Annotated in this window: 19 protein-coding genes; 11 read left to right on the top strand and 8 right to left on the bottom strand. The window is 40.4% G+C overall.

The window, feature by feature from the left end; translation table 11 throughout:
- Positions 1 to 128: 128 nt before the first annotated feature.
- Positions 129 to 1853: a peptidoglycan DD-metalloendopeptidase family protein gene (locus tag QTN47_RS08090; protein WP_369328840.1), complete on the bottom strand. Its 1725-nt coding sequence runs from the start codon at positions 1851 to 1853 to the stop codon at positions 129 to 131.
- 228 nt (positions 1854 to 2081) lie between these two features.
- On the opposite strand from QTN47_RS08090, the gene QTN47_RS08085 reads away from it, so the two are divergent.
- Complete coding sequence (locus tag QTN47_RS08085) at positions 2082 to 3089, top strand: sensor histidine kinase (RefSeq protein WP_369328839.1); 1008 nt, start codon at positions 2082 to 2084, stop codon at positions 3087 to 3089.
- Positions 3086 to 3799: a LytR/AlgR family response regulator transcription factor gene (locus tag QTN47_RS08080; protein WP_369328838.1), complete on the top strand. Its 714-nt coding sequence runs from the start codon at positions 3086 to 3088 to the stop codon at positions 3797 to 3799. Before QTN47_RS08085 ends, QTN47_RS08080 begins: the two co-directional genes overlap by 4 nt.
- A gap of 19 nt (positions 3800 to 3818) precedes the next feature.
- Here the strand turns inward: QTN47_RS08080 and QTN47_RS08075 are convergent, their stop codons facing one another.
- From QTN47_RS08075 to QTN47_RS08060, 4 genes are all read right to left on the bottom strand, one after another.
- Complete coding sequence (locus QTN47_RS08075; protein ID WP_369328837.1) at positions 3819 to 4841, bottom strand: LacI family DNA-binding transcriptional regulator; 1023 nt, start codon at positions 4839 to 4841, stop codon at positions 3819 to 3821.
- A gap of 23 nt (positions 4842 to 4864) precedes the next feature.
- A complete protein-coding gene (locus tag QTN47_RS08070) occupies positions 4865 to 7153 on the bottom strand; it encodes a glycosyl hydrolase family 95 catalytic domain-containing protein (RefSeq protein ID WP_369328836.1) in 2289 nt (762 codons plus the stop codon).
- A 144-nt stretch (positions 7154 to 7297) separates the two neighbouring features.
- On the bottom strand, positions 7298 to 7717 hold the full coding sequence (locus tag QTN47_RS08065) for a CBS domain-containing protein (protein WP_369328835.1): 420 nt from the start codon (positions 7715 to 7717) through the stop codon (positions 7298 to 7300).
- Between the two features lie 226 nt (positions 7718 to 7943).
- Positions 7944 to 8387 (bottom strand): LEA/WHy family protein, encoded by a 444-nt coding sequence (locus QTN47_RS08060; RefSeq protein WP_369328834.1) that lies wholly within the window; start codon positions 8385 to 8387, stop codon positions 7944 to 7946.
- Between the two features lie 280 nt (positions 8388 to 8667).
- Here QTN47_RS08060 and QTN47_RS08055 point away from each other — a divergent pair, with 280 nt between their 5' ends.
- Positions 8668 to 9294 (top strand): WbqC family protein, encoded by a 627-nt coding sequence (locus QTN47_RS08055; RefSeq protein ID WP_369328833.1) that lies wholly within the window; start codon positions 8668 to 8670, stop codon positions 9292 to 9294.
- A 97-nt stretch (positions 9295 to 9391) separates the two neighbouring features.
- Here the strand turns inward: QTN47_RS08055 and QTN47_RS08050 are convergent, their stop codons facing one another.
- Both QTN47_RS08050 and QTN47_RS08045 read right to left on the bottom strand, forming a co-directional pair.
- On the bottom strand, positions 9392 to 11521 hold the full coding sequence (locus QTN47_RS08050; RefSeq protein WP_369328832.1) for a M56 family metallopeptidase: 2130 nt from the start codon (positions 11519 to 11521) through the stop codon (positions 9392 to 9394).
- Positions 11522 to 11523: 2 nt separating this feature from the next.
- The gene (locus QTN47_RS08045) at positions 11524 to 11907 is read right to left on the bottom strand and encodes a BlaI/MecI/CopY family transcriptional regulator (protein ID WP_369328831.1); all 384 of its coding nucleotides are present in this window, start codon (positions 11905 to 11907) and stop codon (positions 11524 to 11526) included.
- 271 nt (positions 11908 to 12178) lie between these two features.
- Between QTN47_RS08045 and QTN47_RS08040 the strand changes: the two genes are divergently transcribed.
- The gene (locus tag QTN47_RS08040; protein WP_369328830.1) at positions 12179 to 13165 is read left to right on the top strand and encodes a pyruvate dehydrogenase complex E1 component subunit beta; all 987 of its coding nucleotides are present in this window, start codon (positions 12179 to 12181) and stop codon (positions 13163 to 13165) included.
- Between the two features lie 518 nt (positions 13166 to 13683).
- Positions 13684 to 15786, top strand: coding sequence for a TonB-dependent receptor (locus QTN47_RS08035; protein ID WP_369328829.1), 2103 nt, complete (start codon positions 13684 to 13686; stop codon positions 15784 to 15786).
- An 868-nt stretch (positions 15787 to 16654) separates the two neighbouring features.
- Here QTN47_RS08035 and QTN47_RS08030 read toward each other — a convergent pair.
- Positions 16655 to 17443 carry an RDD family protein gene (locus QTN47_RS08030; RefSeq protein ID WP_369328828.1) on the bottom strand — a complete coding sequence of 263 codons (789 nt, stop codon included), beginning with the start codon at positions 17441 to 17443 and terminating at the stop codon, positions 16655 to 16657.
- A gap of 226 nt (positions 17444 to 17669) precedes the next feature.
- Between QTN47_RS08030 and QTN47_RS08025 the strand changes: the two genes are divergently transcribed.
- From QTN47_RS08025 to QTN47_RS08000, 6 genes are read left to right on the top strand one after another with little or no spacing between them, the layout of a single operon-like run.
- The gene (locus QTN47_RS08025; RefSeq protein WP_369328827.1) at positions 17670 to 18632 is read left to right on the top strand and encodes a stage II sporulation protein M; all 963 of its coding nucleotides are present in this window, start codon (positions 17670 to 17672) and stop codon (positions 18630 to 18632) included.
- Positions 18632 to 19471, top strand: coding sequence for a hypothetical protein (locus QTN47_RS08020; RefSeq protein WP_369328826.1), 840 nt, complete (start codon positions 18632 to 18634; stop codon positions 19469 to 19471). Before QTN47_RS08025 ends, QTN47_RS08020 begins: the two co-directional genes overlap by 1 nt.
- A 9-nt stretch (positions 19472 to 19480) precedes the next feature.
- Positions 19481 to 20716 (top strand): DUF4350 family protein, encoded by a 1236-nt coding sequence (locus tag QTN47_RS08015; protein WP_369328825.1) that lies wholly within the window; start codon positions 19481 to 19483, stop codon positions 20714 to 20716.
- Positions 20716 to 21693, top strand: a complete 978-nt coding sequence (locus QTN47_RS08010; protein WP_369328824.1) for an AAA family ATPase — start codon at positions 20716 to 20718, stop codon at positions 21691 to 21693. Before QTN47_RS08015 ends, QTN47_RS08010 begins: the two co-directional genes overlap by 1 nt.
- Positions 21694 to 21696: 3 nt before the next feature.
- Entirely contained in the window at positions 21697 to 23040 is a 1344-nt protein-coding gene (locus QTN47_RS08005; RefSeq protein WP_369328823.1) for a DUF58 domain-containing protein, read from the top strand.
- A 44-nt stretch (positions 23041 to 23084) separates the two neighbouring features.
- Positions 23085 to 23858, top strand: coding sequence for a hypothetical protein (locus QTN47_RS08000; protein ID WP_369328822.1), 774 nt, complete (start codon positions 23085 to 23087; stop codon positions 23856 to 23858).
- The last annotated feature ends 168 nt before the right edge of the window (positions 23859 to 24026 follow it).

The raw sequence follows: 24026 nt of genomic DNA, 5'->3' as shown, positions 1-24026 counted from the left end.
TCGTAAAAGCTCTGTGTATCTCTGTGTCTTCTTAGTGCCACTCCTATGTAACTTTTTTTTTTACACAGAGAAACAGCCGAAGAAGACACAGGAGGTGCACAGAGAGAGTAAGCATACATTCAAATCCCCTATTCTTTTGTAAAGAAAAAATCCTTGCTCGTTATATTCCCCGCAATATCCCTTACTGTTACTTCTAACCGGTGTTTGCCGGGCTGCAGGCGATTATCAAAATGATAAGTAAATAAATTATCTTTTCTGTATAACAATATCCATTTGCCATCGAGCAAGGCAACGGCATTGTCAACAGCGCCAAGATTATCTTTGGCCAGTAACTGAAGTTGTGCATTTTCATCTGTGAGCGTTGTGTTATTCTTCCATCCTTGTGTCGTAATTGCCGGAGCTATTGTATCAACCAGCAATTCAATATTTCCGAGCTCATCAAACGAACCTTTCATATAATTGCCTTGCCAGTTGCCTTTTATTAACTGGCTTGTGTTACGGTTTGTAATACGCATGACCGTATGCCTGCGCAGTAATGAACGCTCGGACAATGAAGTTTTTATCTGAACAATGTAATTTGTATGTACCGGTATGTTTGGATAAACAGCTTTCATTATAAGTGACGCTGCATCCTTCCGTGTACTTTTCTCTTCATTTATTTCAAATGGTACGTTATCATAAAATGCCGTTGCAGGAAAGTTGTAAATATAATTTGGCTTTTGAATTATATGCGGCTTTCCAAATGCCAGTAGGCTGCCCTTATTATCTATTAGCCGTTCCGGAATATTTCTGCCAGTGTACTTAACAGCGAGAGAGACAGTTGTCAGATTTCCAGCCGCGTCAGCAATCTGAATCCGTATACGATGTGTCGATGTGTCGCGTAATCTTATTGTACCGTTGCCCGCGCGCCGGTCAAAAACTGTCAGCCGGTTACCAGGTAAAATGGATAAGTGTTGAATGTATTGGTGGGAGTTAAGCCAGTGCTCGTAGTCGATGCAGGCATTAACATAACGTGTAGTTTCATAGGAGAGTTTGTTTAGCCTGAACGCAAAAATCAGGGAGTCATCCAAAAATAAACTCGCACTATAGATGCCCATTCTAAAGTGCTTGTCAGACATTTGATCAATTGCTTTGATGCCAAAACTGATAACCGGCGAATTGACTAAAAGAATGTTCGAGCCTTTATAGCTGTTCGCATCATTCGCAAGATTTACTTGCCGGGGGGTAGTCAGGTAAATACTTTTTTCCCGATCATACCAATATAAACCTTTTACAACAGGCGGCGTATTGTCTTTAACCGGATAGGCAGATATAAGCGGGTTAATTACATCACCTGTTCGTGTGTCACGCAGCTCAAAATGCAGGTGTGGCCCTTCGGAAGATCCCGTGTTGCCGCTGTAGCCGATCAACTGACCCTTGCGGACACGAAATATGGTTGAATCATACGTAATAGATTGTTGCCAGCTTTTATCAGCATATTGATGTTGTAATACATTATGTTCCAACGGATCGTAAAACTTATTGAGGTGGGCGTAGAGCGAAGTGGTGCCATTTTTATGTGCAATAAGCAGGCATTTTCCAAAGCCGGTTTGTTCCAGTTTAACACAACTTACATATCCGTCAGCTACTGCATAAACCGGAAGATCTTCTTTTCCCCTGGTTCTGATATCAAGTCCCATATGAAAATGGTCCGCTCTTGGTTCCCCAAAATTAGCTGCAAGTTCAATGGGGATGGCTATTGGGGAATGGTAATATCCATATGATGGGGGCATGCGGAAATACAAAATACAGGCAGTTATAATCAGGATAATTATGCAGCCGCTAACTATTGTTCTGGATGAAAAACGGATCATATGAATTAATTGACCGTTTAAAGCTAGAAGTGCACTAATTTGTTGGCAAATGCGTTCTGCCTGTTGGGCATTCATCTCTGCAAACCGGCTTATTTTTCATGCAAGTTGTTTGCAGATAAAAAAATGAGGTTTGCAGAAAAAACAATCCCCAATCAATCATAATCAGTGCTGAACAACTAAGTTGCATTCATCAAAAAAGAAAACCTGATTGTGCCCGAAATAATAAAAATGAGAAAACAATTGTTGTGGCCTTTTATAGGGTTCATTGTATTTTATTATCTGTTGCATATGGCGGTTGATTTGCCCAATATTATAAATAGCAGGGCTACTTTTCTGTGGCTGCCGCTAAGTGCAAAGAGCTTACTGTTCAGGTTAGCTGATATAGCCGCGAATAGCTTGTTTACACTTATTCCTTATCTTATTTTATTATACCTGTATCCTCAAACAAAAATTGTAATACTTATTGGTTTAATAGGGATGGCTATTTCGCTATTGTTTTTTGGCAGATATTTTTTTGAGGCAAATGTGTTATCAAAAAACATGCGGTTGCGGTTTTTCTTTCTGAATAATCTTCTGTACATATTTACCTACACAGCATTTGGTATTGTGTTTTATTTCATGCGGTATTCTCATTTGCAGGTGCTTGAGAAAAAAGAACTTGAGTTAATTAACAGGCAGTCGGAACTATCTTTTCTCCGTGCACAGATCAATCCGCATTTTTTGTTCAATAGCCTTAACAATATTTATTCGCTTGTTTATATACAATCTGGCAAAGCATTAGATGCCATAGCGGTTTTAAGCGACCTGTTGCGCTATATGTTGTACGAAACAAATGAAAAAGTGTCCTTGCAAAAAGAGTTACATTATATAGAACAATATATAGCATTGCAAAAACTGCGCTTTGATTGGCCGGTAAAAACAGAGATCAAAATAGCAGGACAGCCGGAATCGATTTATATCGCGCCCTTACTACTCATTCCTTTTGTAGAAAATGCATTTAAGCATGGAGATTTTAGTGAGCATGCAGATGGACTTTCCATTTCGGTTTCCGTCACCCAACAAAAAATTTATTTTCATTGTTTTAATCAGAAAAGTCATCTGCAAAAAGATGATACGGGAGGTATTGGTCTGGATAATGTGGAACGAAGGCTGGCATTGTTGTACCCCGGTAAAAACAAGCTCAATATAGCTTCTAATGAAACTCATTTTATTGTAAATCTTGAAATACAATTATGAATGCACAGGCAGTGATAAGGTGTATTGTTACGGATGATGAACCGCTGGCGGTAAACTTACTGGCAGATTACGTTAATAAAACTCCCGGGTTTGAGCTGATATTGAAAACCACTAACGTGCTGGATGCTTTGGATGCCGTGCAACAAGGCAGGGCCGATCTTGTGTTTCTTGACATTCAAATGCCGGAACTTACAGGCATCCAGTTCATGAAAATAATTCGCGGAGCATGTAAGATCATTATAACCACCGCCTATCCTGAATATGCATTGCAAGGGTATGAATTTGATGTGGTCGACTATTTATTGAAACCAGTGACCTATGAAAGATTTGTAGCTGCAACACAAAAAGCTATAGCGAGGTTGGAGAATAAATCTGCAGTTGTTGCTACAAATACCATTAAACATATTTTTGTTAAAGCAGACTATAAAATACGCAAGATCGATCTGAATGATATACTGTACATTGAAGCGTTGAGGGATTATACAGCCATTCATCTTCTAAATGAAAAGCTCCTTTCGCTTGAAAGCCTGCGGAACTACGAGAGTTTGTTACCCGAAACCCAATTTGTCCGCATACACAAATCATATATCATCAATACTTCTAAAATTTCATTTATTGAGAGGAGCAAAGTGATCATCAATAAAGAATACCTGCCTGTTGGCGAAACTTACAGAAAGCATTTCTTCTCTCTGATAGGAGTTGATAAATAGGCGGGTTTCCTTGTACCATCTAGGCAGAAGTTCTTTTGATCAGCTCAACGGGAGTAACCACTATTTCTGTTTCAATAGCTGTTTGCCTCGGTTGCTGCAAAATATGCAGTAATTTTTCCACCACCTGCTGTCCAACCTTAACAGGAAACTGTTCGATGGTGGTAATGGAAGGAGTAATAATGGCAGATCTTGGATCATTCGAGTACCCGATCACCTTTAACTGTTCAGGAACAAGGATGTTCTTTTGCCTGGTAAAATCAATGGTTGCAATAGCACTCAGATCATTGGCGGTAAAGATGCCGTCCGGAGTGCGATCAGATGTAAACATGCTGTTCAAAGCATGCATTGCATTGTCATAAGTAAGTTCCTGGTAAAAAGTCCACTTGGGGTTAAGCGAAACGCCTTGCTCTTCCAACGCCCGTAGAAAACCTGCAGTTCTTTCTTTGTACAAGCTGCATGTTAATGGACCAGAAATATAACCGATCCTTGTGCATCCATTTTCAATCAAATGCTTTCCTGCAAGATAACCGCCTTTTTCATCATCGCCTTTTACCATTGTCGCTTCATAAGGCACTATCGGAACCCTGTCATAGAACACAACGGGGATACCATTGTGTAACAGTTTGTCGAAATGTGTGTATTCGGTGGTGTGTAAGGTACAAGCTACAATAACTGCATCCACGCGAGACGCGTAAAGCGTATCGGCCAACTCTTTTTCCAACTGAAGTGAGTCGTTGGACTGGCAAATGATTAAGTTATAGCCTTGTTGATGTAGCAGATTCTGAATTTCTGTAATAACAACAGCGTGAAAAAACATGGAAATACGCGGGACGATGAGCCCGATCGTATTGGACTTGTTGCTTCTTAGTCCTGAGGCCAATGTGTTTTTCCTGTAACCCAGCTCGGAAGCAGCCTCAAGAATTCTTTCCCTTGTTTTCGCCTTAACGTTCGGATTATTGTTCAAAGCGCGGGAAATAGTAGCCGGTGAAAGCTGCAATGTCCTTGCCAGATCTAATATCGTCTTGTCATTCTGTTTCTTCATACACTAGCTCCAAATGTACTTGGTTATTGCTGTTTCTTTTTCAATCCCCAATAATTTGATGTGTATTTGGCTGGAGCAACCGGTGTAATCTTAAAATTACCTTTGAAGCCTGCATCTGCAATTTTAATTGTTTGTCCCGGCTTCATACGCAAATCGACCAACGTTTTACTGCCAGAGCTTGATATGTTATAGTCCAGTCTATTGATGCCAGCGCCGGTAATTTTCAGTGAACTTTGAGGAATATCGCATGCTATTCTGCAGTTACCACCCCTTAAACTTTCGACTATGATAAAAGAAGTTGCTCCGTCATGCCTGGCAGCACTTATTTTGAAAGCGCCCTCAGCAAGTAAATTTTCAAAAGCAGTTTCCCGCCATTCGGCAGGCAGGGCGGGGAATACAGAGATATCTTTTCCTTTACTTTGAAGCAGCATTTCCAAAAGACTTGTTGCTGCTGCCATTGGTGTTTCGAAACAAGGGCCCGATTCTTTGTACAATCCGTTTGCCTCGCCATGCTTTCGCAAAAATTGATCGAGATAATGATAAGCATCATCGCCTTTTCCAAGCAAGGAGGAAATAGAAGAAGCTCCGGTAAAAGAATAGCCCTGCAATGCACCTTCGCTGGAGATCCAATGATGAAGCGAGGTTTCGATCAGTTTTTTATCATTTGCATCATCCGGATCAATCAGTCTGTATGGCCATATCGCCAGCAGGTGAGAAAAATGCCGGTGTGAGGTGGTAAGTGCAACATTACGGCCAATCATTAATCCGCTTTCATCCGAAGCAAAAGGAGCGAGGTGGTCCAGGACTTCCTTCCATTTATCAGTTTCTAATGTCTCAGCCCCTGCGATTGAGGCCGTTTCAAGCAATATTTGTAAACCCCATCGCAGCGAGGATAATGAATAATGTGCGTCTTCAGCATTGGTATATTCAGGCGAAGAAGAAAGTGGAAGATGATAGACATCCTGCTCATCTTTATTTAAAAGATGGATCATATAATTGACAGACCGTTTCAAAAGCGGCTGTATTTTGGTAACAAACGTTGCCGTATCCGACGAATACCTGAAATACTGGTAGTAGTAAAACAGCGTCCATGTCAGGTTACCAGGTTCAAAGCGAAGATTGCGTACATCACCGGTAATGATTGGAGCATACAGATCATAGGAGCTTATGCGACCGATAGCGGCAGCATCATTTCGCCAGCTTTCAGGAACATTGTTGATGAGTTGCTGGCGATTGTTGTACAATACGTCAAATAACGGGTAAGCAATTTCCATATGGTTGGCAGTAAAAACAGGAGCATAGGCCAACTGGGTGTTAAGGTTCCACCATATTGCAGGCCACGGCGTTTTGCTGGTGAACCAGGGGCCCATCAGATCTATCATCGGATTTCCGGCGCCGGTAGCAGAAGCCAATTTGTACAACTGCAGCCAGTAATAACTTTCCAGTCTAGAGTCGGGTATTGAAACAAAGCTTTTTTGATAATAACTATTCCACCAGTTCCGGTGTTTTGCTATTACTATTTTTAAAGGCGAGCTGATAAAATGTTGAATAAACTCAATACTCTCTTTTGTCGCTGCTCCTTTTGAGGAGTTGCCAACTGCAATAATTGCAACTTTGGCCGTACCTTCCGGTGAAAACTTCCAGCTTGTGGCATAATCCCATCCTTCAGAAAGGGATTGATGACAAATACCATAACCAGAACTGTCTTTTATGGTCGCGGATGGATTTGGTATATAATGAAAAGCGGCTGCCCTGGCTTCGCCGATTGCCGCTATTCTTGGGCTCACACTTTCTTCCGCCTGCCATTTGTACCGGATGTCTTTTTCGTTTCCGCTACCGGAAGTACGGATATAAATGACCTGTTCATTTTTTGGAACCAACGCATAAAAATTGACCTTACCTTCTGTTGTTATGATCTCACCTTTTGCCTCTGCATTGTAAATGTCCAGCCGCATGTTAGCCGAAATGATCTTTCCTTTTGTTTGAAGAAGCATTTTACCGATGGGAAGTCTTGGCTGGGAAATTAGTTGTTCGGCAAAAATGCTGTCCGCAAAATGTGGCCGGTGATCTGTCACATCTGTTCTGCCCACATCAAAGCGTAGCGAATTGTCGCTTTCCTTATAAATGTTTGTTCCTAACCTGCCGTTACCGAGAATAATGCCGGTGTAATAATTAGAACTTATGCTATCCCATGTTAAGGCCTGACGTTGCATATAAGTTCCATAATCAATAGCAGAAGGTTGGCCGGAAAGTCTAATTGTGGCAATTAAAAATGTTGCAAGAAAAACCGGAACCGAAAAAAATTGTTTCATGTTGTCAGCAAATCGGGGTTAAAAAAAACGCGAATGCCGACTAAGATAAATTAAAAAGTAAGGGGATATGCAGCAATAAAAAAGAGCCGGATGAAGAACAAACGGCCCCTGGGGGTATGAAAAGTGAAATTTTACTATAATTTTCTAATCGTATTGATCAATTAAATACTTAATAACATCTGTTGTGGTAACGATACCTACGAGCTTGTTGTCATCAACAACAGGTAATGCATGGAATTCTGCCTGGGCAAGGTAGGTTGCGACATCGCGGATGGTGTCGTTAGGCGATACCGTTTTCGGGTGATGCACCATCACCTGTTCAATTTTTAGCATATCGAAGATGGCCTCATCGGCTTCAGTCTGACCATCAAAAAGATTTCCGAAGCTCAGTCGCATTACATCAGTTTGACTGATCACACCTGCTAATTTATCTCCTGATACAACCGGAATATGCCTGATATGATGTTTTTTCATCAAATCGGAGACTTTCCTCAAATCATCATTTGTATTTACAGTTACCATTTTGGAGGTCATTATGCTGGATACTGGTGTTCTCTTTTTCATAACTCAACGTTTTGAATGCAGATCAAAGCTAACGCGAAACGCGTGGCTAAAAGATGAAGAGAATCATGTGAGAAGATGATAAAAGTCAGTATCAGACTGACACGTTCTCGAATGTTAAGAAACACAAAAACAAAATATAAAAATTTTATTAATGTATAATGATTGAAGACTTTATCTGTAAAAGGATCTTGCAGAATGGGTTAGGGGATCTGTCATTTTTTCGGTATCAAAAGAAATCCAGTTTCTGCCTGGTTGAATAATTGAAGGGTACATTCACAAAAATTCCGGCCTTGCCCACCCTTGTATTTCCTCTCAACTCCAAAAGTACATCCGTAGCAAAAATGGCATTAAGCGTGTTTTTGTAAAGGTTTTTCATATCCACATCCATTTTGGACGGAATGTAAAATTCTGCCTTTTTCGGGATTTGCATGGTTGTATCCAATAAATACTTGCCAACGAAAATGTGATCGACATACACGTCACAGTCGATGTGCTTAAGGGCAACTCCAAAGTTGTTCGGATTAAAATAAACCAACTCTAAACTAACACTTGTTTTGTCGAAACCCAGTTTGTCAATTTTAAAATTCCTGATCGACCGGTACTCGAATCCCTGCGGTTTGGAACAACCCATAAAACCGGCAATCAGGAGGAGGGCAAGAATTTTCTTCATTAAAAAATTTTGACTGCAAAATAGGGGAGTTTTTATTTCAAATTTAATGTCACCAAAATTTTTATCGTAATTTTATTGCTAATATTTTGTGCAAATACCATTCTTCACATGAGCTCGAATGGGTAAAATGAGAACTATATAATTTAGCATGAATTAAATTTTGTTATATTTTGTTTATCAAAATAATAAACAGACTATTCAATATTTTATACAAAAATTTTAAGACCGTAATTGGCAATTTTTGAGAATAAATATTTACTGAACTGACAAAATAACCTACATGACTGGAAACAACCAATTATTGATTGATTTACAATACTTTCCGTGCATAAACTATTTTAAAGTTTTGTCAGATTCGACATATTGTAAAATAAACTTAAGCGAGCCCTATAAAAAAATGTCTTTTCGCAACAGATGTGTGATTGTCGGTAGTAATGGGCTGATCAATTTGTCTGTTCCGGTAGAAAAAGGGAGGAATCAACGTATCCCCTACGCGGAGGTGAAGATCGCCTACCAGGAAAACTGGCAGGTGCAGCATTGGCGCACTATTGTGTCCTGCTATAACAGGTCCCCTTATTTTGAGTATTATGCAAATAAGCTGGAGCCACTGTTTCTTAGCCGTTGGGAACATTTAGTTGAATTGAATCAACGAGCCTTGAAAATAGTAACGGGAATATTAAAAGTTAACATGCCGGAATTCATTGACAATGTGCATGTTGAGAACTTGGTTGATTACAGGGACAAATGGCTGCCGAAAGACTATGATCAGGATGGGGAGTCTGTTAAGTATGTGCAATTGTTTGAAGACAGGATAGGATTCAAAACCAATCTTAGCATTTTGGATCTTTTATTTATGGAAGGACCGAATGCTGCTGCATTATTAAAAAGACGAATTAGTCCAAAGTAACTTATTTATTAATAACTGTTTATGTTGTTGTGATTAAATAAAAAAGAAGGCTATTTATAGCCTTCTTTTTTATTTAACATTGTCATTGGTGGTGTTACTAAAAAACTCCAATTGTAAGGATTTTCGCAGGCCTTTTAGGCTCGGGGCATGCTGCCGGAACAGCTTGTGCGCCCGGTGCATCTGCAGATATACGCCTTTGTTCGTTTAGCACATACATAACATGTATCAGCTTAGCCATCTTAACCTTATTTAATTGTAAAGTCTCTTTTTTATCATCTCTATTTATAACTACTTTACATACAGCAGGTAATACAGCAGTAGTGTTGTTACTATTACGAACATTTATAAATGCCTTATGTTCATTAACCGGATACTCCTCGTTCCATGAATCATACCTGTTTTTAGCTACTTTATAATCTTCCCAGGTATCGTTCGAATTCCAATTGTATAATGTATCATATTGTGAATCAAACAAATAAGGTGAGTAATTGAAATTAAAACTGACATTGTCAGAATTGTCAGTTTGGGTCTTGTTTTCATTTCTTAAAGGCCGCGGAGCTGGTGGCGGTGGTGGAGTTGCACTTTGCATTCTTCTTGCTCTTGATCGATCCTTTGGAGACTCGGAAGCATTTTGATTCTCATTTAAATTAAATTGCAGGTTCAGTTCTTCTAATTGTTTAATAGCCTCATCCATTGACTTCTGAATAGTAGCCTGTTTATCTGCAGAAAGCCATTGCAATGCTGCCACCTTGCTCATTTCAATCTTTGCTTTAGCAACTTGTTCATCGAGCTTGTCTTTTGACCATTCGAATTTTACTTTCGCCAGTTCTTTATTAACTACTCTTTGAATTGAATCGGCATTGTATGCAAATGTAACGGGTATCTGTGCATTTTTAATTACATCAGTTGCTATAACAATTTGATTGCTAATATCTTTTGGTGAAATTAAATTAATGGCCTCATTTGATGCTTGTAGAGAAGTTAATACCAATGGAGCAACCTTTTCAACAGCTTTCTTTGCTTCAACCAGTCCTTTCATTGCTTCCTGTACACCTTGTTTAGCTGATTCTTCAACTTTATATGTAATCTCTTTTTTCATCGGTTCGTTAAGGAAAAAGACAGGGTTGAAAAGGGGGTTATCAACTTTTGCTGTAACAGGTTCTACTATTATAGTTTTAGTTGAAGTGCCTGTCGCCATCGGCGGTCCTGCTTTAATCGGACTTAGCCATGCAATTGAACTTAAAATTGAGGTCATTAAGACGAAGGCTACAATTTGGTGACGATAAGTAAAGGTTTGCTCTTTTTGATTGAGCATTCGTTTCACCCTCGAAAGCAAATCGCCTTTGTTACCCTTGGCTGGCATCGCAAGTGTGCTGCGACTCGTGTTCAGATAAGCAAGCTGAAGTAACGCCTCAGCATACATGGCCGGATTATATTTAAACTGAAGTACCCAGTCATCACAACTATGTTCCCTTTCTTTTTTAATGAATCTGCTGATAAGCTGCGTAAACGGATTGAAAAACAGGCTAATTTCTATAATGCTCAGAACGATGTTCAGGAGATAATCCATCCGCCTGATGTGAGCCAGTTCATGAAGAATAACGGCTTCTAATTGTTGCACCGTTAAATGATTGACACTTGCAATCGGAATAAGGATCACCGGTTTCCAAAATCCGATTGTCAGGGGAGAGTTTACAATGGTAGATGCAAAAATGGATACCTTGTTTTTGATATTGAGATGGGTAACCATGTCGTTTACAAAGTCTGACCATATGTCATCAATCCCCATAAGACCGTTCTTTTTGATCTCCAGAGTGTACCTGTAACTTCTGATCCAGCGAAAACCCAATACAAATAGTAACAAAATATATGCGACTGATAAATAAGGAAGTGTTTGTTCCATATGGATCAATGCACTCCACACCTTCGTATTAAAATTTTCAGCTGTTTGTTGTGTTATTAGTGCTTTTTGGGCGTTAATGTCAATTCCTTTCATTTCCTGGATGGACTGAAGACACTTCGAAAAATAAAACTGAAGTGTGAAAAGAAACCAGGCGAACCCGGCGAATTGAGCGGTAAGGGCAAGCTTATATCGTGCGTTGGATGAAAATGAAAAAAGGCTGTTTAAAAGAACCACTACTATCCAAAGCAGGGCCATTTGCCATAAGCTGTTAACAATTGCATACCCCAATGCCTGTAAAAAAGCTGAATGGGAAAGCGTTAGCATGTTTAGTGATTTTTCAGGTTATCCAAAATTTTTTGAATTTCTTCTAATTCTTCTTTACTGGTAGCCCCTGAGCCCAGGGCCTGCATAACAAGACTGGATGTTGAGCCGCCAAATAAAGAAGTGACCATTTTACCAACCAGCTGTTTCTGTGTGCTTTCCTTGGAAATTAGTGGTTCGTAAATATGTGTCTTACTACTGTCGTCCCGGGTTACGAGCCCTTTTTCAAACATGATCTGCATTAATTTGAGGGTAGTGGTATATCCGCTTTCCTTTGAAACACTCAGTTCTTCATGAACTTCGCGAACGGTTGCTTTTCCCCTGTTCCACAATATTTGCAGTATTTCCAACTCACTTTCGGTGGGCTTAATTTGTTTTAATGTACTCATGTTACGAATTGTTTCGTATCAAATGTAGAAAAAAAATCAGGAAACAAAAACGTTTTGCACACTAACTTTTGTGTTTTTTAACTATGTGTTGAATTTTACGGCGTTTCCCGGGGAGCTTATATTATATATTATACAACAGCGACACAGTTTACGCTTTGGGCTTTAAGCTTTAAGCTCCACATCTTCTCAACTTAAAACTTGTTTGTAAAGCATAAACTTATATTTTTGCCGAGCTTTTTTAAAAGGCTTTTAAACTTAACGAATCAATAGTATGCGACAAATACCTTTCCGTGAAGCTCTCCGCGAAGCCATGAGCGAAGAAATGAGAAGAGACGAACGTGTGTTTTTAATGGGTGAAGAAGTTGCTGAGTATAACGGAGCTTATAAAGTTAGCCAGGGGATGCTGGCTGAATTTGGTCCAAAACGTGTGATCGATACTCCAATTTCAGAATTGGGTTTTGCGGCAGTTGGAGTAGGTGCTGCACAAAACGGTCTGCGTCCTGTAGTTGAATTTATGACCTGGAACTTTGCAGTTCTTGCACTGGACCAGATTTTGAATACTGCAAGTAAAATGCTTGCGATGAGCGGTGGACAGATTGGTTGTCCGATCGTTTTCCGCGGACCTAACGGAAGCGCCGGTCAGTTAGGTGCACAGCACTCGACGGCATTCGAAAGTTTCCTTGCAAACATACCAGGCATCAAAGTGGTGTCTCCTTCAAACGGGTATGATGCAAAAGGGTTATTGAAACAGGCTATCCGTTACGAAGAAGATCCGGTGATGTTCCTGGAGAGTGAAGTAATGTATGGCGATAAAATTGAAATTCCCGAAGAAGAATATTATATACCTCTTGGAAAAGCTGACGTTAAGAAGCAGGGTAGAGATGTAACGATCGTATCTTTTAACAAGATGATGAAAGTTGCTATGGGTGCAGCCGCAGAGCTTGAAAAAGAAGGGATCAGTGCAGAGGTGATAGATTTGAGAACTATCCGTCCGCTGGATTGGGAAACCATTCTTGAGAGCGTTAAGAAGACCAACCGCCTGGTAATTGTTGAAGAACAATGGCCAATGTGTTCGGTTTCCTCTGAAATTGCTTACAAAATTCAGAAAGAAGGATTTGACTTTCTGGATGCTCCCATCCGCCGCTTAACCAGTGCTGATGCTCCGATGCACTATGCACCAAACCTGGTAGCCGCCTACCTGCCGGATGTGGCTCGTACGGTTAAGGTGGTTAAAGATGTTATGTACGCCAAAAAATAGTACAAAATCTGTTGTTAGAAATCAAATGGTCCCGGTGTTGAATAAGCTCCGGGATTTTTTTTGAAGAACGTTTGAACCACGGAGACAGTGCGACACGGAGAAACACGACGGATATTTGAAAGACGAAGTCAGGAAGAGCGCAAAGAGGCACAAAGGATTTTGGGAATATTTGAACCACGGAGACAGGGCGACACGGAGAAACACGGAGATTAGCCACGAAGACGCTAAGGCGCAAAGGGGCACAAAGAATTGTGGGAAACACGAAGACACGGAGAACACTAAGAGACACAAAGGTAAGAGACAAAAAGAGGAAGCTTAAGTAACTACAATGGCTTAAACGTAGAACGTAAAACTTATAACGTACAACTTGTTTGCCACTAAGGCGCGAACAGAACATGCGGCGGGTTGAAAAGTTTTAAGCTTTAGGCTTTGGGCTTTAAGCTCAAACAACTCTACCTTCGAATCGGTAAACGTATCACGTACAACTTACAACGTACAACTTAAACTACATTGCTACTATGAAGCATTTGTTGCATCGTACTTCTTTTAACTGCAAATCTCACTTCGGCAAGGTTGCGGGTATCCTTATAATCGGTAGCATACTGCATAGTTCTGCTTTTGGTCAGCAAGTAGATACTGTCGCTTTTTTGAAAGATACAAATGAATTAAAAGAGGTAAGCGTAAGCGCATTTGCTACGAATGCAAAATGGAAGGAAGTGCCTGCGGCTATTTCTGTTATCAATCAACAGCAATTGCATGTGCTGGATAATGCATCACTTGTGCCGGTATTAAATACAGTGGCGGGGGTGCGAATGGAGGAACGTAGCCCGGGAAGTTATCGCTTGTCCATTCGGGGAAGTTTATTGCGATCACCTTTTGGAGTTAGAAATGTACGGTTGTACTGGAACGATATTCCTTTTACCGACGCTGGGGGTAATACTTACCTGCAGTTAGTGGATCTGAACCAGCTTTCTTACATGGAAGTGATTAAAGGACCAGCGAGCAGCCTGTACGGAGCCAATACGGGCGGAGCTGTAATTATGCACCCTTATATTAAAGAGGGAAAGAAAAATATTCTGCAGGCTGGAATAACCGGCGGATCGTATGGACTTTTTGCAGAACACGCCGGATGGGATCACAACTCCGGAAATTTTCATTCTTCATTACAACAATCCCACACACAAAGCGATGGGTACCGACAGAATGCATCCCTGAGGAGAGACGCTGTTCAGTGGAACAGCAGTTGGGAGATCAGTCCTAAAGAGAAACTGTCCGCTATTTTATTTTATACCGACATGTTTTACAAAACCCCCGGAGGTTTAACAAAACAACAGATGGATTCCATGCCGTCGATGGCCCGGCCGGCCTCTTTGCAACAAAAGGCGGCTGTTTATAATAAAACTGCTTTTGCCGGAATATCACTTGAATCGCAGTTAGCAAAACATTTTAAGAATACAACTTCGCTAACGGTAAATCATACCGACTTCAAAAATCCGTTCATCACCAATTATGAAAAAAGGAATGAATGGAATTACGGAGCCAGAACCTCTTTTGATTATGCTGTTCAGGCGACAGGTGTGGACCTGCACTTGCTGGCAGGAGGAGAGTGGCAGCAAAATTATTCGAGAATTGATGACTACGATAACGATAAGGGCATCCCTGGAAATGTACAATCCAAAGATGTACTGTATGCCACCCAATATTTCTTGTTCACACAGGTAAACGCAACTTTTTTTAATAAGCTGAATGTGCAGGTGGGCATAAGCAGCAATAAGCAGCTGTTACGTTATAAGAGAATATCCGATCCGCAATCAAAAGGTTACCAGGAAAACAATACAGATGCGCTTCCGGCTCCGCGTTTTAGTGTTTCGTACCCTGTGGCTAAAAACATATTCCTGTATGCTGTTGCCGCGAAGGGATTCTCGCCACCAACTTTAGCGGAAATAAGACCGGGCGACGGAAATTTTTACAATCTGCAACCGGAAAATGGATGGAATTATGAAGCCGGCATAAAGGGGAGTACGTTACAATCCAGACTTCAGTTTGATGTTTCGTTCTATGACTTCCGCTTAAAGAACGCAATTGTGAGAAGAGTGAGTGATGCCGGAACCGACTATTTCGTGAATGCAGGCAGCACCAAACAACAAGGTGTGGAAGCGTGGTTTAAGGCATTCATCATTCACAACGAAAATGCTTTTCTTTCGGCGCTGATATTAAGCAACAGTTTTTCTTATCAGCCTTACAAATTTGACCAGTATGTATCCGGTGCCAACAATTACTCCGGCAATAAATTAACAGGCGTGCCACGCAACATAAATGCATCAACGTTAGAAGCTCATACACGAAAAGGATATTATGCCACTGTTTCATTAAATGCAACGGGAAAAATTCCGTTGAATGATGCCAATAGCGTTTATGCAGATAGTTATCAGTTAATGCAAATGAAAATTGGCTATCAAAAGCAATTGTCTTCCGTGCATCTTAATTTCTTTGGAGGAATTGACAATTTGCTGAATCAATCCTATAGTTTGGGCAATGATCTTAATGCCGCCGGCAACAGATATTTTAACCCCGCCGCAAAACGTAACTTTTGGGTAGGGTGTACCGTTGAGATTAGGTAGCTGTGAGTTATGAGCTATCAGCTATCAGCCATTAGCCATCAGCAAGAGAGTTGTCCAAATTAAATTTATCGCTATAAATAAATATTGGCAATCAGTAAATCGAATAAGGAAGCATCTTCAACTTTGGGAGATATCTCTTGTCGTGCCAATGACAGATTTGAGTATTAGGATGTTTTTTCATTGCCGTTCCGCTTTAGCGAACGGAAAATGCAGACTTATCGACAATGGCTTTAGCCACATAACTCGCTTTTTGGCTAAAGCCCGATAAAAAGGCCAATGATTGTCCGTCGGCTGAAGCGCGACGGCAATGAATCAAGCCAGCCCTTTGAATATGCCGGAAACTTCCTTTTTTTCACTTTTGACTGCAGTTCACCAATTGTTCGTGCTATGACAGATTGATAATAATAGTGATCAATTTTAAGTAGTATTTCCGACGCTGACGGGCGCCGAAGCATCACTATTGGCATCGTCTTATGAATAAAAATTGCCAAAGAAAATCAAGCGCTGAAAGACGCAATAAAAACAAGGCAGATTGTGAATAGGTAAACTGTAATTTGTTGCAGGTGCGCTCGACCCGAAACTATTCTACTCACTAACTATGGCGCTCAACCCTGTTTATTCTTGTTGGAATGGGAGAGCTTTTTGGTGCCGGATTTTCTAAAAAGGTTATTTGTGTGCTGTTTTTGTTTGTTTTTCCTGATCCATTCGCTAATCCGTGCAAAGTCATTTTGCGAGAGCTGCCTCCCGGTAGTATAGAAGTCTATATTTGTTGCTTCTTTTATCATACGAGCTAAATATCTGTAATTATTAGCAAAGTCAGCAATCTGATAAATCCTCTAATCCCTAAATCCCGGTCTGTATCCAAATTCTACTTGGTTGAAAGATGATTATAATCCTTCAGCAGCGTTTCCAGAAAACTCAATGAATCCTGCTTCGATTGAATGCCTAAAATGCTTTGAACCTTTTCTGCGGTGCGGTCAGCAAGTGGCCAGTTACTTTTTTTAGAAAGGGCATTCAGTACATTCTTTATGGCGTTCATATCCCTGTCGCTAAGCCTCATTACCTCAGGATAAAGCGGAACATAATCATCCTGTGTTTCAATAAAAATGGTTTCTGTAAGGTCAGCCTTTTGTTTTGTTTTGATTAGGATGGTGCCCGCGGCAAGATCACCAAGGCGTTGCGATTTTTTTGTGCCGACAAGGCAAGCCAGGTCCGTTATGGCCAATATCAAAGTGAATATCACCGCGCGGAGCAGGTATTCATTTTTAAGCAGAATGGCAAAGATCATTATCACGATCATCAGGTCCGACGAACGAAGCATCCACCTGATAAGGAACTGGCTGATTGTTGCATTGCCGCCAGTTTCGTTGATCACCTGTATCCCTACCAATTTTTTTCCAAGTGTTTGTCCATTCATTGTTATCTCAGTAACCAGTGGGTACAGGGACATTGGCGCCAAGAGTATCAGGAAAATGGCCCACCCGTTAATGTTTTCGGTTTCAGAGCTGAAAAGGCTGTTAAACACTTTTATTGCAGTAAAGAAATATATGAAAATGATAATAACGTCTATCGCCCAGGCAAAAAGCCGCTTGTGGAATTCAGCCGTGTCAAAATCCAGCTCGATGTTAAATGAGGTAAGTATTCTTAGTTGAGCCATAGTTAATTTAAAAGTAGGGAAAAGTTATAAGTTATAAGTGGTACGTTATACGTTTTTTGATAGAAGCATGAGGTGTGAGGCGTAAGGCTTAACGCAGAAGGGATAAGGTAAGAGATATAATGCCTCGGACCTTGTGTCTCACCCCTCACGCCTCAAATCTCAAATTTCAAATCCTCAAATTTTCCAATTTGAAACTAATCATTTACCTTGAAAAAAAATCCAGACCTTGCGCGAAGCGTTATTCATAAAGAAGAATAAGGAACGGTGGGAGCGAATCAGTCAACAACCCTCACCCGACACCGATGAAATGGCCAGTGAATTCACCCAGCTTGTGGAAGATCTCGGCTATGCCAAAAGCTATTATCCTTATAGTAAGGTCACCCGCTTTTTAAATGCTGAGGCTTCGAAGCGATACTTGTCTATCTACAAAAACAGGAGAGAAGAAACCAACCGGTTCGTTACTTTTTTTAAATATGATTTGCCACTAACAATTGCCAGGCATCAATTAGTGCTATTGATCTGTTTTCTCCTTTTTATGATCTTTTTGTTTGTCGGATTTTTTTCTGCAAAAGCAGATGAAAGCTTTGTAAGAAATATGCTCGGAGACTTCTATGTAAATACGACCGAACAAAATATAGAAAGTGGAAATCCCTTTGGCATATACCAGACCGGCAACAGTTTTTTAATGTGGATAGGCATTATGATCAATAACGTAAGTGTTGCCTTTCGATATTTCGGAGAAGGAATTTTCCTGGGAGTGCTAAGCGTTAAAGATATGGTGGAAGAAGGTATCAGGTTGGGAGCATTTGAATACATGTTCTTTTCCAAAGGATATGGCGGACTTTCCATTCTTACTGTTATGCTCCACGGAACATTGGAACTCTCGGCTATCATCATAGCCGCTGCAACTGGTGTTATTATTGGAAAAAGCTGGTTGTTCCCCGGAACGTTGAAGCGCATTACTGCTTTAAAGAACGGTGCTAAAGACGGTATTAAGATCATCATCGGCCTGGTGCCCGTTTTTATGATTGCGGCTTTTGTGGAAGGCTTCGTTACACGTTATTACCGCATGCCCGCAGCGCTTAGCATTAGCATTCTTATTTTATCTCTTGTTTTTATTGTTGGGTATTTTGTGATCTATCCGGTCAGATTACAAAAGTCTCTGACAAGAGCAGCAAAAATTAAATGATGAGGCAACGTAAATACATTTCAATAATACTGCTGCTGCTAACTTTCTTCGTTGCGGATTCCCTCTACGCTCAACAAGCCGAAGACACATCTGCAACCCGTTCCCTGAATGATGAAGCTGTTGATACTTCTATAGCAGATAGTGTTGCAGGTGGCGATACAATAGTAGAAAATAATACAGACCAGGTGAGAGCTGATGAAAAGTCAGAGGAAAAAGAAATGATTTTTTTCTCGCCGGTGACAAATGATACATTGAACGAGATCCGTTCTTTTAGTCCGGATGCATGGAGCAAAATAAAAAGCGATGATGATTTTAAATATGGGTTAAGGGAAGAACGAAAACAAGCTGAGAATGAAAACAATGCTGACTTCCTGGAGAAATTGGTTCGCGCACTCAGCAGTAAAACGGCAAGGGTGCTCATCTGGTCGCTTGTTATTGCATTCCTGGCATTCTTGTTTATTGTCTATCTCATAAACAATAAAATATTGCTGGCTACAAAGGGTAGAAAGATAAAACAGGAAGAAGGGGAGGCGACTGCGTCGGAGAATATTTTCGACATTGATTTCAAAACCAGTATTAACAAGGCGATTGCCGATAATGACCTGCGGTTAGCTACGCGGCTTTGTTTTCTGCAAATGCTAAAACAGATGTCGCTTAAAAATATTATCCAATACGGCTTTGATAAGACAAATATGGATTACCTGTTTGAGCTGAATGGAACACCTTATTTTAAAGATTTTGCAACCGCCTCGCGCAACTATGAATATGTATGGTACGGCAAGTTTGCGATAACGAAAGAACAATTTGATGACTTAAAAAGCAGTTTCAGTAAATTTTAGAAATATCCTTTGAAAAAAAATATTCCCTATATCATTATCGGCCTTGTGGCACTGTTGGTAACCGTTTTGGTGGCACTATTTGCGATACGCCCCAAAGGTTTTGATGAGCGTGTTACACTCACCCGGAAAGGAAAAAATCCCTATGGCACATTTATCACTTACGCAATGCTGCCAGAAATGTTCGGTGGCGCTGAAATGAACATCAGCAGGGTATCTCCGTTGCAGTGGGATAACAAAAATTATGTGGATAACGGACATACATTAATGTTTCTTATTTCACGGCAGTTCAATCCGAATAAAGAAGAGCTTGCTTACCTGAACAAATTTGTAAAAAGCGGCAACACTATTTTCATCTGTTCGCCTTCCATGAGTTACCAGGCAAGGGCTTTCTTTAAATTACAGGAAGAAGGCTATTATGAAAATATGGGACCAGGGTATAACGGTTATCTTATTGATTCAGGAAAAAGCAGATTGTTGCATCCACCTTTTCCCGGAGATGAGCAACTTTACTTCAATCCCGGCTTTCAGTTTGCCAGTTTTTTTAATGAATACGATTCAAGCTATTACAAACCGCTGGGAAAAAACAGTAATAATAATATTAACTACCTGCAGCTGCACTCTGGGCAGGGGAATTTCTTTTTTCACAGCAATCCATTTCTGTTTGCGAACTATTTTTTGTTGCAGGGTAATAACATAGACTATCTGAAAGCCTCTATGTCGTTGATTCCGGCATCTACAAAAAAGATCATATGGGATGAATATTTTGTGTACAAACTTCCGGAAAACGAACGGCCATCCGAGCCCTCGCCATTTAAAGAGTTGCTCCGGCACCCGGCCTTCAGATGGGCATTATTCCTGGCCCTTGCGTTATTGGCTTTATATGCATTATTAAATGTTAAGCGATTGCAACGCATTATACCTGTTATGGAAAAGCCACGGAATGATTCGTTGGATTTTGTACAAACAATCGGCAGATTGTACTATGAGAAAAGTGATCACATTAACCTCGCTAATAAAATGATTGCTTTTTTTCTGGAACACCTTCGGGGTAAATACCTTATTCAGACCAATGTTCTGGACGACCAGTTTATTAAAAGCCTAAGCGCTAAATCCGGTTACGATGAAGAGAAAACGCGATCATTGGTTTATCGTTTCCAGGAAGTGCAATCTGAAAACTTTATTAATGAGGCGCAACTAAACGATCTTTATATATCAATTACAGAATTTTATAAAACAACAGCATAATGGAAGAAACGATATTCCAGGAACGTATTGATCTGTCAAGACTTAATGAGGCTGTGATGGCCATAATGGGGGAGATTAAAAAAGTGATTGTTGGGCAGGATGAAATGCTGAAACTGATTATTGCTGCAATACTTGCCGATGGACATGTGTTAATAGAAGGTGCACCCGGCGTAGCAAAAACGCTTACCGCAAGGCTGGTGGCCAAAAGCATGGCCGTAGATTTTTCCCGTATCCAGTTTACTCCGGACCTGATGCCTTCAGATGTTTTGGGAACATCGATCTTCAGTCCGAAAAACGGTGAATTCGAATTTAAGAAAGGTCCCATCTTTAGCAATATTGTATTGATTGATGAGATTAACCGGGCTCCGGCAAAAACTCAGGCAGCCTTATTCGAAGTGATGGAAGAAAGGCAGGTAACAATAGATGGGCAAAGCTATTTAATGGAGTCACCCTTCATGATCGTAGCAACACAAAATCCTATCGAATATGAAGGAACTTACCGTTTACCTGAGGCTCAGCTGGACAGGTTTCTTTTCAAGATCAATGTGCCCTATCCAACAGAAGCACAGGAGATGAATATCCTCGCAAACTTTCATAATGCAGGTAATCAGAATATTTTGGACAGTGTAATTCCTGTTCTCTCCGCAGAGCAGGTGCAAATAGTAAGGACATTAACCAAACAGGTATTGATCGACGAAAAACTGTTGCAGTTTATAGCAAAGATCACTATTACTACACGTAGCCATAAATCATTGTTCTTAGGTGCATCTCCGAGGGCGTCTCTTGCGCTTATGAACGCCTCCAAAGCAATAGCTGCATTAAATGGGCGTGACTTTGTAATACCTGATGATGTTGTTTTTGTAGCGCCATCTGTGCTTCGACACAGGCTGTTGCTGGCGCCGGAGAAAGAAATGGAAGGTATTACTACAGACGAGGTGATACAACAGATTATTCATTCAATTGAAATTCCCCGTTAATCATTGGCAAATATTAAAAGTCTATACAAAAGCTTTTACCTGAGCAGGCGCACCTACATTGTGGGAACCGCGCTGGTACTGCTTTTTATTCTTTCTTTCTATATACCCGTATTGGAAGAAATGGGAAAAGTTTTGCTGGGCCTGATGGTTATCCTTATTCTGATTGACACTTCAATATTATATGGAAACCGGCGCGGAATAACTGCAAACAGAAAGCGTTTGCAGCGTTTTAGTAATGGCGATGACAATAAAGTTGAAATTACGGTTACAAACCAATATGGTTTTACGCTTAAGGTGAGGTTGATTGATGAAATACCGGTTCAGTTCCAGGACAGAAACTGGAAACGTGATTTTAGGATGGAGGGGAACGGTAATCAGGCGATTGAATATTTTTTGAAGCCTTTCGAACGTGGTGAATATAGTTTTGGAAATATCATTGCGCTGGTGGAAAGTCCTGTTGGCCTTGTAAGACGCCGCTTTGAATTTCCCGCAGAGGAGATAGTTGCTGTTTATCCATCTTATCTGCAGATGCGTAAGTTCGGACTGAATGCAGTTACAAATGAACTACAGGAAGCCGGTAATAAAAAGTTGCGGAAAAGCGGGCACAGTGTTGAATTTGAACAGATCAAAGATTACGTAAGAGGAGATGATTACCGCACGGTGAACTGGAAAGCTTCGGCACGCAAAAGCCAGTTAATGGTAAACACGTATGTAGATGAAAAGAGCCAGCAGATCATATGTGTTATTGACAAGGGCAGAAGTATGAAAATGCCATTTGATAGTTTGTCATTGCTGGACTATGCGATCAATTCATCGCTGGTGTTAAGTAACGTTGCCTTACATAAACAGGACAAAATGGGACTGCTTACATTCGGGAAAAGAGTTGATTCCTACCTGCCGCCGGAACGTAAGTCGCTACAGATGGAGGCCATTCTTGAAACGCTATACAAGCAGCAAACAGATTTTACTGATTCAGGGTATGAGGCCTTATACAGCTATGTCAGAAACAAAATAAAACAAAGAAGCCTGTTGGTTTTGTTCACCAATTTTGAGTCGCTGTACAGTCTGCAAAGGCAAATGCCTTATCTGAAAATGATGTCGCATTATCACTTGTTGCTGGTTGTTTTTTTTGAGAATACGGAAATCAAAAAACTGGTTCACACACCTGCGTCGAATACAGAAGAGATCTACATAAAAACCATTGCAGAAAAGTTTAGTTTCGAAAAAAGGCAGATGGTGAAAGAGTTAAATCAGCAAGGGATTTTAACGCTACTTACAACACCAGAGCAATTAACGGTGAATGCGATAAATAAGTATCTGGAGATAAAAGCAAGGCAAATGTTGTAATGAGATTGATTGTATCAAATCAAAAAAAATGAAACAATTCATTAATGAATCGAGTTTGGGTATTTCTTTTATTTCTGTGCCTTTCATGTAAAAATAGTTCACATCAAATTGGTCGTGGAGACAGAAGTGATACATTATTTTTCAAACCTGCCGGTCAGTCATCAATTCCAAAATCGGCAACCATTGACACTTCGTTCAACAAATTGTTTGGTCAAAACTACATCACTGCTCTTAAGGACTCTGACCATTATAGCACTATGATTGACTCTGCAGACTTTGACAAAGATGGAGTATTGGAAAATATTGAAGTCGGGTTTGATACTGCAAACTTTAAAACAAAGATTGTTGTTTATAAGAAACTTAGTGGAAAGATTGAAGTATTAGATTCGTCAACGGCCATGGAAAGCGATGGACGAGGTCCGAAGGTAAGTATTACAGGCGATACGCTTGTTGTTACGCATTCATTCCATCATGGACAAAATAGATTCAAATTTTTGTACAACAAACCTGTCAGTAAATTTCAAATGGTTGAAGCAGTGTCCTGGGATATGGAACCAAGCAACTCAACACCGGGGCATCGTTTTTATTTTATGAAGGATTTTAAACCGCAAAGCAGTAAACTCAATTTAAAAGCCCAGCTGTTTTTTGAAGATTCAGATGATGCAGAGTATACGAAGTATAAAACAGTGCCGGCCAAATGCGGCGACACATATTTAAACAACCTAGATGATTCATTGATGTTCATGTACGACGTGTTTAAGATCGGGGAAAAATACCGGCAGACAATGCTAAGCATTAAATGCCTGCATAACCATTGAGACAAAGAACTGTCCGTTTATCAGATTTTTTAAGTCTAAGCCAAAGTTGTATTCTAATTATTAGTACTTTAACGCCTTGTTTCGCAATCTGTACTGCATTCGCTGCTGTTCATTGGTGATGAGAAAAATACATTGATTGCGTCCTTCGCTCTTGCCAGCCAGACAACT

It is taken from the genome of Danxiaibacter flavus (assembly GCF_041060425.1).
In the GTDB taxonomy this organism is placed as follows: domain Bacteria; phylum Bacteroidota; class Bacteroidia; order Chitinophagales; family Chitinophagaceae; genus Danxiaibacter; species Danxiaibacter flavus.
Note: the sequence above shows the minus strand (reverse complement) of the source record. Positions and strands in the feature narration are given on the sequence as shown.